The organism is Natrinema pellirubrum DSM 15624 (assembly GCF_000230735.2).
GTDB lineage: Archaea > Halobacteriota > Halobacteria > Halobacteriales > Natrialbaceae > Natrinema > Natrinema pellirubrum.
Map to the genome: position 1 here is coordinate 969,227 of NC_019962.1, position 13,561 is coordinate 982,787.

General features: G+C 50.7%; 10 protein-coding genes. 3 read left to right on the forward strand and 7 right to left on the reverse strand.

Going from position 1 to position 13,561, the window contains the following annotated elements; all coding sequences use genetic code 11:
• Positions 1-14: 14 nt before the first annotated feature.
• The 6 genes from NATPE_RS20995 to NATPE_RS21015 form a co-directional block, all read right to left on the reverse strand.
• Positions 15-950, reverse strand: a complete 936-nt coding sequence (locus NATPE_RS20995; protein ID WP_015298780.1) for a UDP-glucuronic acid decarboxylase family protein — start codon at positions 948-950, stop codon at positions 15-17.
• Between the two features lie 331 nt (positions 951-1,281).
• Positions 1,282-2,730 carry a sulfatase gene (locus tag NATPE_RS21000; RefSeq protein ID WP_006179888.1) on the reverse strand — a complete coding sequence of 483 codons (1,449 nt, stop codon included), beginning with the start codon at positions 2,728-2,730 and terminating at the stop codon, positions 1,282-1,284.
• Positions 2,731-2,807: 77 nt separating this feature from the next.
• The gene (locus NATPE_RS21005; RefSeq protein ID WP_157557349.1) at positions 2,808-3,893 is read right to left on the reverse strand and encodes a glycosyltransferase family 61 protein; all 1,086 of its coding nucleotides are present in this window, start codon (positions 3,891-3,893) and stop codon (positions 2,808-2,810) included.
• A gap of 1,179 nt (positions 3,894-5,072) precedes the next feature.
• Entirely contained in the window at positions 5,073-6,065 is a 993-nt protein-coding gene (locus NATPE_RS04860) for an IS5-like element ISNpe16 family transposase (RefSeq protein ID WP_015298782.1), read from the reverse strand.
• Between the two features lie 582 nt (positions 6,066-6,647).
• Positions 6,648-7,856: a glycosyltransferase family 61 protein gene (locus NATPE_RS21010; RefSeq protein WP_015298783.1), complete on the reverse strand. Its 1,209-nt coding sequence runs from the start codon at positions 7,854-7,856 to the stop codon at positions 6,648-6,650.
• A 1-nt stretch (position 7,857) separates the two neighbouring features.
• Positions 7,858-8,757 (reverse strand): alkaline phosphatase family protein, encoded by a 900-nt coding sequence (locus NATPE_RS21015; protein ID WP_006179886.1) that lies wholly within the window; start codon positions 8,755-8,757, stop codon positions 7,858-7,860.
• A 1,115-nt stretch (positions 8,758-9,872) separates the two neighbouring features.
• Between NATPE_RS21015 and NATPE_RS22945 the strand changes: the two genes are divergently transcribed.
• The 3 genes from NATPE_RS22945 (at position 9,873) to NATPE_RS04875 (ending at position 12,549) form a co-directional block, all read left to right on the forward strand.
• Positions 9,873-10,178: an FkbM family methyltransferase gene (locus NATPE_RS22945; RefSeq protein WP_241432724.1), complete on the forward strand. Its 306-nt coding sequence runs from the start codon at positions 9,873-9,875 to the stop codon at positions 10,176-10,178.
• Positions 10,179-11,309, forward strand: a complete 1,131-nt coding sequence (locus NATPE_RS04870; RefSeq protein WP_006179884.1) for a glycosyltransferase family 4 protein — start codon at positions 10,179-10,181, stop codon at positions 11,307-11,309.
• A 73-nt stretch (positions 11,310-11,382) separates the two neighbouring features.
• A complete protein-coding gene (locus tag NATPE_RS04875) occupies positions 11,383-12,549 on the forward strand; it encodes a glycosyltransferase (RefSeq protein WP_006179883.1) in 1,167 nt (388 codons plus the stop codon).
• Positions 12,550-12,564: 15 nt separating this feature from the next.
• Here NATPE_RS04875 and aglG read toward each other — a convergent pair whose 3' ends face one another.
• Entirely contained in the window at positions 12,565-13,524 is a 960-nt protein-coding gene (aglG, locus tag NATPE_RS04880; protein WP_006179882.1) for a glucosyl-dolichyl phosphate glucuronosyltransferase, read from the reverse strand.
• Positions 13,525-13,561: the final 37 nt, after the last annotated feature.

The window sequence follows — 13,561 nt, forward strand, 5'->3', positions numbered from 1 at the left end:
TTACGAATAGGGTGTTACTCTCCGAGATCGTCTATAGTCTTCTGAAGCCCTTCCTGTATATCAATTGTAGGATCCCAGTCAAAAAGGCGTTCTGCCTTGCTCACATCTGGCTTTCTTTGTGTTGGATCGTCTTCGGGAAGTGGTTCGTATGTGATTCCGCTATCTGAATCACATATCTGTAATACAGTTTCGGCCAAAGCCTGTATACTGATCTCGTTTTGTCCTCCGAGGTTCACGACGTCCCCTTTCATTCCACCACCATTCATTACTTTCAGTATACCATCAACCATATCGTCTACATAGCAGAACGTTCTGGTCTGATTCCCGTCTCCGTATATCGTGAGATCTTCCCCCTGTAGGGCTTGTGAAAGAAATGTCGGAACGACTCGACCGTCATCAGGACGCATTCGCGGCCCATACGTATTGAATATCCTTACCGTTCGAACATCCACGTCGTATTCGTTATGATATGCCACCGTTAGCGTCTCACCGAACCGTTTGGATTCGTCGTAGCAACCTCTCGGACCACGGATATTGACGTTACCATTGTATGTCTCGGGTTGCGGATGGACCTCGGGATCGCCGTACACTTCGCTCGTACTCGCGAACAACATTTTCGCGTCATGTTCAACTGCATGCTCGAGGAGATGCTTTGTCCCTTGCGTGTTCGTGAGTGCGATCTGTACGGGGAACTCTGTGAAATCTGCGGGAGAGGCTCGAGACGCTAAATGATAAATCCGATCTGCTGGTGGGAGTTCTGGCAATTTTCGAATATCTGCCTCAATTATCCGAAATCGGTTGTGATCCCGAATCTGACTTACGTTGCTATCTTGGCCACTGCCAAAATTATCTACACAAATCACTTCTTGCCCTGACGCAAGTAATTCTTCACAGAGATGGCTCCCTAGGAATCCTGCCCCGCCTGTGACGATCGTAGTCACTTCAGACATTGAGTGGAAGTTTCTTGCCGAGAGTAAAACCGTAACGGTGATCTTCTGATATTCCCCTCCCAAAATGGAGTCTGACAATAATGTTTGTTTTATTCATTATTTTATATAAACTATTAACCAAAGCATAAAAATCCATTCAATGATTCATAGATGGAATCGGTTAATGGGCTACAAATATAATAAAAGTATATAATAATTATCGGATTAGTACCTGATATTATATATTAAATATGTCTCTAATCGTAGTCTGAATGCCGAAGTTGTACTTTAGCATGACCTCAATGGGGTGAGTCGGAAAACCTAATCAGCGATCGTCATCAATGAACAACACTTATTTCATATACCCCATCTGTTCAAGATGCTCCATCGTACTATCTGAGAGTTCTTCGTTACCCGTTTTCTTCCTTTTTAGATCCCCATGGTGGCTGGTTATAATATCTCGATATCTTTTGATGTCGCTAGAATCACCAGCGAATTTTTCTTGCTCGGGATACCAGATGAGCTTTTCATCAGAAGAAGCATAGAGAACGAATTGCTTCTTTGGTGGGAGATCAGACTTCGAAATATCAAGGGTATCTACTGCTTCCCAGAGATGATCAATCGGTTCGGAATTATAATAGGTGTATGCAAACTGTCGTTCTTCTTTCAGTAAATTTATACTATTTGTTTCGGGGAATTGCGTATCTGAAAGACTGAGAATAGTAGCATAAAGGTCAATCAATGATACTGGTTGCTTAATTCTACCTGTTGGTAGATTTCCTGTTGGATCACGAATTAACAAGGGAACACGAATCAGTGAGTTAGCCACCGAAAAGTGGTGTCCAAAAGTTCCGTCTTCACGAAAATTATCTCCGTGATCTCCAAAGACGATCAATACTGTATTCTCCCACTTCCCCTCTTCCTGGAGTGCCTTGACTAATTGTTTGAGAAGATCATCGCAATATCGTATACCACCACGATAGAGATTTCTAAACATTTCAACTTCGCTTTCTGGGACATCCGTCTGTCCAAGAATAGATTTGATTCTATTGATCCGATTTCCATAGATCTTCCACTGCCATATTGCGCCGTTCTTTGATAGAGCCCAATCCCCCTGATCAGTGAACATTTGATGGTAAGGTGCCGGTGGAGTGTATGTCCAATGAGCCTCATTGAGATGAAGGAACCAACAAAACGGAGCTGATATGTCTTGAAGCGCCTCCGTCGCTTCTGATATCGTCTTAGCACCACCAGAGCAAAACTCGATGTCACTTGAGTTACGAGACCACTCTCGATATAGCTTCCACCTGAAATGATGTTGCTTAACGTATTTCCACTGGTCGTCAAGGTATCGCAAGAGTTCCTTGCTATTTGAGGAGTACTTTTCTACGCTCTCCGCAATACGAACTTTCAGTGGATCGGAAGTATCTGTATCGTCTCCATTTTCTCCGTTTTCTAACCTCTCAAAGCCCCGAAGAATACCTGCAGTATTGAGCCAACCATTTCGGAAAAACGCTGTCGTGGAATATCCGTTCTTGGTGAGTAGTTCTGGAAACGTCGGATGATCTCCCAGTACATTTCCTTCTGCAAGAATCCCGTGTTCAGGTGGATAAAGGCCTGAAAAAACAGAAGTATGTACCGGAAGAGTCCATGTAGAAGGGGTGATTGCGTTCTCATATACAGTGGATTCGTCTGTAAGTGATTCTAAAAAAGGTGTTGTAGGTTTTGAATCGTCAAGAAAAGAACAGAAGTCGGCTCGGAGACTATCGATTGAGACGCAGACGATATTCGGTGGTTCCATATCTGGTCTCTAAGAGATGTCTTATAATGAACTTTCGGTCTCATCAGGCACTGGTTGACCGATACGGCCTGCCCCTTTCATACTTTATTTAATAATTTTTTCAGCTTTTCCGTATTCACATGGATATCTCGGTGAACCGTTTCCACATCCATACAAGCATATGTATGATTCAGTGGCTGAGAAATAGTATAGAAAAGACCAGGATTTATACTCGAAGTTTTTGGCCCTAATAGCTCGATCACAGTGGCATCAGAAGCAAACAGCATATTAATTAGTCCTGCACCATGTGCTCCGATGATTATTTCTGCATTAGAAAACAACCTTATTTGCTCCGCTAGAGAATATTCTGAAAGAATATATTTTTCAAAGTCATACTCTGAGAGGGTGGCCATAACCTCCTGTTCATTAAGAGTCCGTCGAGCGGTTGCATCTTCGCGCGAAATATAGATACGAGGCCTATCTTTTTCTCTTGTATTGTTTGGTGTATTTTCCCCGATCCGATCTAATATCCACTTGAAGTTCTTCTTCGACATAATTGGGGGCCGGTTCCCAGTTTCTGAAGATGCTTCTGACCGATATCGAGAAAGAATATATCGGTCTGCGTGAACTGGTTTTCCAGGCCACTCAACGATATTATAGTCTCCAAATCCAAGTAACTCGAGAGAATCTCGTAACCACTCGGGGGGATCCGCTGGGATCATTAGTGTGACTTCGTCCGCCCCTGGATAGTGTTGTAACCCTTCTAAGCGAGGGAGATAGTTACCAAACCAGTGATAGTAATTTTTGTCATACGGTCCGACTAAAGACAGGAGCGTATCAAACTCTTTCTTTTTTTGGAAGGCACTTCGTCCACTTGGTGTAATTCCATTCGTCCCAGCCGATAGTAACCCGATCAGTATGTTTTTAGATGACAGTCCGGTTTCTGGTAAATATCCATATTCACAGACTGGAATACCATAAGACGAGATAATGGTCGTATTTTCTATTTCGTATACGGCTGGAGGTTTCGTTTGGACGCTCTTTGGATAGTTTTTCCGAAAAGCTTGTGCATAGTCTTCAGGCGTTTCTGGGAGAATCGGTAGGTCTAACTTGTACGTTTCAACCCCTTCATATTGATTAAAAAATTTAGTGCTAGAAGCCCCGGATAATTTCTCTTCAGGCACCCTTTCCTCTTCTATTTTGTCTTCAAAAACCCATGATATTTTCCGATTTAATATATACCTGGTAGCACTTGACAGGGTAGAAGAGAAACCCGCCTGATGTATGCTTCGCTTTATCCTCGGCCAGTGTTCAAGCATACTAATCCGTTCCACTTCCATATTTGAGTGTATTCTGGTTCCTTATCGGAGATCGACTGAAACGGCACGTCTAGTGAGCGCTTCCGCTGGTATCTCTCTGTTGAGTAATTAGTGGGGTCACTGTTTGTGTAGTCCTATCAAGATTCAAGCAACTCTCTACTACTCCCTGGCTATTCACTCTGAATTATGGCAACTATCAACGGTTCTTTGGAGTGAAAATCACTTTTGTCAGGTTTTGATTAATGCAGTTGAGTTGACTGTCCAACGTTGAGCAAGCGAAGAACCACGTTTCTCCCGAAGAGGGAACCAGTTGCGTGAAGCCGGACGGTGAACCCTCCGAAGTTCGGCGTGGAAGAACCGATGCGGTCCCGACAGTCCGGTTCCGGGTCTCCTCTCCCTGTCCGAAACAGCGGACGAAAGCCTTCTCTGAGGGCCATCGACGGTTCGCCGATTTTTCCACGGTGACGAGCGACAGGATCGAGAGGCGTGCTTGCTACGTTAGTACTCTGAAGCCAACTTACGCGAGGCAGTTCTATCCGTCGCCGACCTGGAGTTGAGTCGCAATAATCCAACTGCACCACACATCCCGGTGAGTCGTAGTCATGACTGACATCTTCGAGTACTGGGAGCGAGCCATGGTCTAAGATATCCCGATCGGCATCGTTCAGCAGGTTGTCTGTGACTAATGTGGCTGAACGATCGCGTCGAAATCCTGGGCGATGTCGATGGAAGGTGATCGGTTTTGTCATCGCTCGTGGTGACTGCTATGCGTACGGCGAACCGTGGTCCGAGACGGACCGTAACTGTTGGCTCGTTAATATCTGACTCACCTCGTCGTACGACGCCAACATGCGGTCGGAACTCGAGCTGTCGGATGCAAAGATTACCGCTTGGAGTTCGGGGTAAGAATTCTACGTTGCTTTATTAAATTCTAATAGGTTCGCTCCAGAATACCAGTTGATTGTCCAATTCTGGTTTCGAAGAGAAATAAACCTACGGCGAGCCTGGCGAGTTGACAAAAACGAGGGTGTCATAGAACTCTTGTCACACCGTGATGATCGTGCTTCCCGGATTATCTCCTCGTTCGTAGTTGGTGATCGCAATAACGAGACGCAGACACAACGACAGGAACACTTGTGCTCGTGCATGGACGCGGCCTCGGGCGTGGACGTGCCCGAGGCCGCAGTCCTTGACTGCGTCGTTAGTTCGTTCGACGCCTGTCCGGCGGTTGTACGTCTCATCTAACGTCGATTGCTTCAACTTCACGTCCTTGCTGTGTTCTTTGATACGGTCTTCGACCCTGTACTCTATGTCCAGTGGATCGTCGGTGTTGCGTGCGTTGTACGGGGCGATTGGCACGACTCCTGCGGTCAGCAGGTAGTCGTGCCAATCGAGTGTGTCATAGGCGCTGTCTCCAAGCATCCAGATCGGAGTGTCGACGGCGAGCGCGTCACGCGTGACGCGCATCGCCGTCTCTTCTGGCGCTTGTTTGCTCTCGGTGAATTCCGCTGCAATCGGGATCTTTGAACCAGTCGAAACGATCGTGCAGCCGTAGCCGTAGTAGTACTCTTCAGCCGTTGGATCGTAGCATTTCGACGCGTCTTGATCGGCTGGCATCGTTCTCACGTCTGTCGAATCAATCGAGTAGGTCAAGTCGAGCAGGCCCCGCAAGGCGGCCTGCTCGACGAGGTGGTCGAAAATCTCGTCGATGACGTGTTCGAGATCGGTGAGGAAACGATCGACCGCGTCTCTCGACGGCGGTCGATCGAAGCCACAGCTGAGCCAGACGACTGTGTTGTTCAGTTCTCGCGCAACCGGACGAATGCCGTAGATATCCTTGTAGTAGCAGTGCAGAAACCCACGCATCATCTCGGGTGGTTCGTGGTCTCGTGTTCGCCCCGTCTCCGCCGGGGCGAACACGTCGAATTCTTCGAGAAACTCGAAGGAGAGATGCTCGAACAGCGCTAGCGTCTCCGTCTCCACGGCATTGAAGAACGTCTCTACCGTAGGATTATCTTGCAGGGTCGCTGGGCTCATACCACCTCAGCGTTCACCCTGCTCTCTGGTATGAGAACTGTTCTATGACACCCTCAAAAACGTCATTGGTTCATTGATTATCTTATTTTCACGATATCTATATCTAACTATATATTTATTCCAATATAAAGGTTTATTTATTTATATAAATACATATCTATACGATAGAGATGATACGATATAGCGTAGCAAGCTTGCAGGTGTCTGCCCGTTAGATGAGTGGTGACGGTTCGCGGAGTGCAACGTGATTCAGTGATACATCGGTAGCGGTTGTACTAGTGTGGCAATCGTGGCCGGTTTTCCGTGACCGTTGGACAACGAACTTCCCCGATATCGAAGGTGTTTGAAAGCAGTGATCTGGACAGTTGGAACGAAATGTTATCTTTATCGGTCAATGCGGTGTCCGCTCACGCCACACGATTCCAATTGTTACTACGCTGAGTCGTACGACTTTTGATATAGACCAATTAGCATCCTCTTTTTCAGGCTCAACTGAGCATTCCCTTTCTCAAACCGCGCTAACTAAATGATACAGCCGAGGAAATATTGTGATTGTTTTTGCTATTGTTCCACTATCTTACTCTAGCTAGGGATGATCGATAGTTGCTCCGGATCAAGTTTGATATTCTGATGACGAGGGGGAGTATCTTTTTCTCTAGTAGACTCCCCTAATATTGCGTTATATCCGAGTCCAAGTGATTGTGCCAGTAAGAAGTACGTCGGGACAAACTGGTCTCCAAAAATTTCTGTGAGTGAGCATTGTGAAGAAAAGATCAAATTGATGAGTCCTGCACCATGTACACCGACTACTTGATCTGCCTGCGAAAACAGCGAAACTTGTTCTTGGAACGTTAAATCTGTCAACTCATATGATACGAATCCCCGATCGCGAAGATGATTGAGGATTTCATCTCTATTCTCGAGTTCTCGCCGATTGGCGTCACCGCGTGATATGAACACCTTTGATGGGTATTCTGCCTTTGGTATTTCAAGGCATTTCTCAGCTTCTTTACGAAGCCACTCACATGCTATAGGAGAGAGAATTTTATGATCCATAGTCCTGTTATTTGTCAGCTTCTCTCCTCGACGATTTGATGGTATCACTAGCCGTCGTATTCTCAACTCATCTTCCGGATTCCAAAATACGAGATCGTTATCATATCCAAACAGTCTCAGGGATTCAATCATCCAAGAGGGAGAGTTTTTAGGCAGGAGAATTTTCGGCTCTCTCCCTGTTATCTGACTATATTTCTCTATACCCTGTATTTTCGTTATATAATTATGTACCCATACAAAATAGTTCACAGACTCATTCTCTGTTCTTACTGTGGATGTGAATGGAACGACCGTATTATGATCATAGCGATTGTTTTCTTCGTTCAGTTTATTTTTGATGCTCTTAACGAGTAACTTTCTAAGCGATATCCGCCAAACTAGTTCGTATTTAACCGATTTATCAGAGTCTAGAATAGGCTGATAATTTTCTGTTGTACAGATGCCTGACCCGTTCAATACTCGACCCCCTCTGATTTCTGCTATAAATGGTTGTTTAAAATGATGTGAGTCACCATATGTATAATGGTCTGAAAATTCATCCGCTGAACTCACGCAGACTGTTTCTGGTGAAGAAAACGTATACACGCTGTCTGCACGGTTCCGCAATTCTTCACGGGTTAGGATCGCTTTATCAGAGATGCTCCCAAGAAGAGTGTTGTAGTAGTCTTCTACGACTGAGTGAACACCCGCCTTTTTTGAAATACTCTCTATATGCTTTTTATAAATCCCTTTCATACTATGATAGGTATCCTAGATCTTTGAGTCGTTGTTCCGGTGTCGAACTTGTTTTCGTTTCCGGTTTTTCAACCTCCGATTCGCCAGTATCCGTAGCTTCTGTAGTTGTCCAAGGTACTTTTCTCACATTCGGATGTGGAAACGCCGCAGGATGAGTGTACATACCCCACTCTCCGAACAGTTCACCATGGTCTGCCGTGATCGCGACCCGTGAAGCATCTATGTTTTCGAGTAATCGCTCAACAGAATCAAGTACCTCCCGTAGGTTCTCTAGGTATGCATCGTATATCTCTTGAACGGTTATCTCACCCTCTTTGAGGCTGTCGAATGGTGCCTTATGTATTTCTGGGAGAGATGCTCCCTCACGTTCGTGTATATATGGTTCGTGCGGTTGCATATAGTGGATAATCGTTCGAGATGAGTCGCGATTCCGGCCGGTATAGATCGCGGCATCGGTGACTTCTTCGGGAAGCGGTGTCGTACCGATGTCTCCCCCTGTTGTCCCAACCACGGGAAGATAGGTGTTAAAATCAGAGTCGCGTGGCAGGTCCCGTTCAAGCAAGCTATCTAGAAATCGCTGATCATGCCACCACGAGCCCTTTGTAATCGTCCAATACTTCCAGTCTGGCTCCTGCTCAAACATCTGACTTATCCACCCATTTCCACTTATTAGAGACACGTCTGACACATCCCTATCAGCAAATGTGTGTAGATACCACTCCTTCGAGGTTGATCCAACAGAGGTCATTGATTCTACTCCATCTAAAAAATCATATTCCTCAGAAACGGTCTGTAGCGCATCAACTCGACAAGCATCCAGTACAATTAATACATCCCATTCTCGTTCGAAGACATTTTCCCCAAATTGGATATGGTTTTGGAATTTGAGGGCGGGGTACATATATAACCCGTATAGGAACTTCCCAAAAGATTCTCCCCGGCTAAATTGCCACATAGAGAGGCGTTGACCTGAAGTACGTTTATGTTCTTCGGTTTGGTGTTTAGTAGTGACATATTGGAATTCCGCATAAATCCATAATTTATAATCTTGCATTTACTATCCTATATAATTAATTCACTTTTATGACAAATGTAATATATAAGGACCACACTGAAAGACGGGCTATAAGACTTTCAGCGTCTTCAGGGAATATCAACTTCAACAATTGTATCGACTAATCTAAGAGGATGGCTCCTGTGCGAATCTGAGTACGTAGGGTACTTGGTCACACTGGGAGGGAGATGTTAATCGGGGATCGCTCTTTGTCAACTGCAGTAAGGCGTGAGTTCTAGGAGTTCAATCACGAGATCAATCGTATGCATCCAAGGGGCCACATCATCTCGTAGGCAGAGATATCCGTTACAGACATCGGATCGTACGGAGTTTGAAGCGTCACAGATGCCGCCAGAAAAAAATTTCTTCGAACAGGCCAAGCGCTCGCTATAACAGGTGAGGACGGAGCGTCAGGTACTTGTAGCAAAGCTAGGTTATAAAGTAACTATGGCCCTCCTACATCGGGAATATCGGCTGTTCCGCTTAGAAGGCATGGGAGCGGTCACCAACGAAACTCGAAAGAAATTCGCCAGCCGTTTCGGTTCAACTTGTCAACTGATAAAACCCGAGTGCAATCGGTATACGATCGATAATGCAAGCACCGGGTTTGACATGTCCAGTCGCCACCTGGACCGACACGACTTCGTTGATGACATCCGCTCCGAACGATTACTTATCGAACGCGTCTTATCGATCGTCGAGGCGGACAATGTATTCTACAACATCGGTGCGAATATCGGCATCTACTCCTGTCTAGTCGGCAGCCAGTTGAGTTCGGGGCGCGTCATCGCCTTTGAACCCACGTCGGACGCCTACGACGGTCTCTATCGGAACATCGACCGAAACGATGTCCGGTTGAGACCTTTAACGTCGCACTGTCGGACGCCAACGGCACGAGCCGGATGGCTGTGGAGGGACAGACGGGGCACTAATTCACTGACGAGGGTGATGGGACCATCGAGATCGAGACGCGACGCGGCGACGACCTCGTCAACGAACGCGGTCTCTCGCCGCCGAACGTCTGCAAAATCGATATCGGGGGAGCCGAATATCTCGAACCCGAGGGGCTTCGCGAGACGCTCAGCGATCCGGCCTGTTGTCGTATCTTCTGTGAGATACACACGGAGAAGATACGAGAGATCGGGGGCAGTGCTAAGGAGGCGGAAACGCTCCTTCAGGAGTTGGGCTTTGAACTCGAGTACCTCGGCGACCGCCGCGCGAACTATTTCGTTGAGGCAAGCCAACCGAACACAGATGAGGGGCAATGAATGACACGACTTGCCCTCGTCACCCCACGATACCCGCCGACCCACGCCGGCGGCGGCGAGATCAGCGCTCGCTTGCTCGCCGAACAACTCCACGCTCGAGACGCCGTCGACGAAGTCGTCGTCTACTCGTTCGACGGCAAATCGACGGAGACGGTTGGAGGGGTTCCGGTCTTCCGGCTCGCGGACGTTCCCCAGTATCCCTACAGCCTGCCGAACGAGATCGCCTACCGGAAGCTCAGGGCGGTCGGGCCGGACCCCGACGTAATTCACGCGTACAACATGCACCTCCATCCTGCCGTGGGACGGCTCTCCGCGGCGCTCGACGTTCCCGCGGTGGCGACGCTGAACGCGTACCCACTCGTCGACTGGGCCGAGGTGAACGTGACCCCCTCGTTCAAGCGTCGACTGTACGAGCGGACGCTGTTGCGTCTCGAACGGCCCCGCCTGCTGGATCAGCTGCAAAACATCGACCTGTTCCTGCCACTCAGCAGTGCCGTCGAGCAAGTCTACCGAAACAACGGCCTCGACAGCGCCAATTACGAGGTAATCCCGAACATGCTCGATCCGTCGTTTTCCGTCCCGGACGATGGCTCCGAAGAGACCGACCGGGTCCGGTTACTGTACGTCGGCTATCTTCGGGACACGAAAGGCGTTCGGTATCTGATCGATGCGATGGACCAGCTCCCCGAGCAGGTCGAACTGACGGTCGTCGGCGACGGCCCGGAGCGGGACGCCCTGACGGAGCGGGCCGCGGGTACCGCCGCGGCCGACAGAATCGAGTTCACCGGTTCGGTCCCCTATGAGAAAGTCACACGGGCGTACGCTGACGCGGACGTGTTCGTCCACCCCGGCGTCTGGCCGGAGCCGTTCGGCAGGACGATCCTCGAGGCGATGCAGGCCGGGTTGCCCGTCGTCGCAACCGATATCGGCGGCCCGGCCGACACCATCCCGCAGTCGGAACTGCTGGCGACGCCCGGTGATCCGGCGAGCCTGAGCGAGAGCATCGAATACGCCGCTGCAAACCGCGACCGGATCGGCCGGGAGAATCGCCAGTTCGTCGACGACCGGTATCACCCCGACGTCGTCGTGCCGCAGTTTCATGAGGTCTACGAGCGAGTCCTGCGTGACTGACGACGAACGGCCGCCCCCGCAGCCACCGATCAACCCGTGAAGGATATGGCCGTCGGTTTAGAAGACGGGTGTAATGATCGATTTCGGACCTGGCGGCCGAGGACTGGCGGTCGCACACTGGGGCGAACACGCCAACGGTGGCGGTGATCGCCTCGCCTGGGAACTCGCCCGCGTCTTCGAGGACGCACCCTTTTACGTCGGCTGGCGCGACGAGTCGATCGAGCCGACCGACATCGAGGCCGAACAGCTCATCCGGGGCCGATTACTGAACCATGCCCTCGAGCGGGGCGGGCTGGCGCGACAGCTCGCGCATCTCGTGGGATGGCAGCTCGCCGAGCCGCTCCGGGAGTACGACGTCCTCGTCACGAGCGGAAACGAGCCGCTGTTTTACGTCGCTCCGACCGAGCAGACCTGGGTCGCCTACATCCATCACACGAACCGCAGACAGTCCGACCAGATCACTGAGGTCGAATCCGCTCGGTTCCCCCGGCTCCGACTGCTCCTTCATTACGCGATCCGGGTCCTGTTCGACCACAACACCCACCGTCCCGATCGCTACGTCGTCAACTCCGAACTCGTCAAGCGCCGCCTCGAGCGCTACTGGGGTGTGCCGAGCGAGAAAATCAGCGTCGTCTATCCGCCCGTCGATACCCACGAGTACGATCCGGACGACGAGGAGACCGGCGAGTACTACGCGACTCTCTCTCGGTTGGACTGGCACAAGGACGTCGACGGGATCGTCAGAGCGTTCAACGACCTCGAGAGTCGATTGCTCGTTGCCGGCGACGGTCCCGAACGCGAGCGCCTCGAGCGATTGGCCGGCGACAACATCGAGTTTCTCGGTTACGTCGACGAGGCCGAGAAACGACGTCTGCTGTCGGGCGCGAAGGCCTTCGTGTTCAACGGCCGCGACGAAGACTTCGGGATCGCCCCGGTCGAAGCGCTGGCGGCCGGCACGCCGCTGCTCGGCGTCGAGGAAGGAATGACACAGTTCCAGGTCGTCGACGGGAGGAACGGCTACTGTCACACGCGAGCTGGCGAAGCCGGGCCCTCGCTGGCCGAGACGATTCGCCGGTTCGAGACGGAGGGGGTCGAGTGGTCGCCGGCTGAGATTGCCGCCTTCGCCGACCGGTTCTCCGTGGATGCGTTCCACGAGGGGATGCGGGAGGCAGTCGATACCGCGGTTGCGAGCGCCGCTATCACGCCCGATTGGTACGAGTCGTACGAAACCGGCGATTGAGTCGACTGCAGGTAGTCACGCGCCGCTCGGCGCGTCACGCTCGGCGGTCAGTTCCGCCCGATCCACTTCCGCAAGTCCATACAGGTAGCCGAAGCCGACCGCAGCGGTGAATACGAAGATCGTAATAAGCTGTTTGACCTTCGCACTCGACGGGCGTCGCAAGAGGTCGGATAGCCGATCCGGAACGAACTCGAGCATGAGCTGTTGCAGGTACTCGTTTTTGTCGCCTTTCGCCTCGGGTAACAGCAGGTCCATGATCCGTTTCGAGTAGCCCTGCCAGAAGGCTCGGAACACGAGCCACTGGAAGTCGCCCCGATAATCGAACAGTTTGTGATGGACGACGGCGTCGGTGTTGTAGATCACGCCCTTGCCGTACGCGTTCGCCATCCGGATACAGACCGGCGCTTCGTGGGCCTGGATGTGGCGGTCGCCTTTCCGGCCCGTATTTTCGTCGTAGCCGCCGACGGCGAGAAAGACGTCCCGCCGGTAGGAGATGTTCGAACCGTAGGTGTTGCGAAGTTCCTCCATGTGATCGCCCATTCCGCGCTCGTCACAGCCGACAAGCCAGTAGAACTCCGCGGGGAAGAAGTCGGGTTTTTCGGTCACCCAGTCGGAGGCGACGTGGCCGCCGACCGCGATGGCGTCGGTCTCGGCGTAGACTCGAGCCAATTCCGCGACCCAGTCCTCTTCGGCGACGGCGTCGTCATCGATGAACGCGACCACGTCGCCGGTCGCGATCTCGGCTCCGCGGGTCCGGCTGTAGGAGATGCCGTGATTCTCGTCGTTACAGTGGAGGACGACGTCCTCGAGGTCCCCGTAGTCATCTCTCACGCGGTCGAAGACCGGCTCGTTGCCGTCGACGACGAGGACGATCTCGAGGGGGTCGTAGGTCTGTGCGAGGACGCTGTCGACGCACTCCGAGAAGACGTCGTACCGGTCCATCGCGTACGTACAGATGACGACGGAGACCTTCATCGGGACTCGATTTCGGAGACGCGAGAATAAGCCTTTT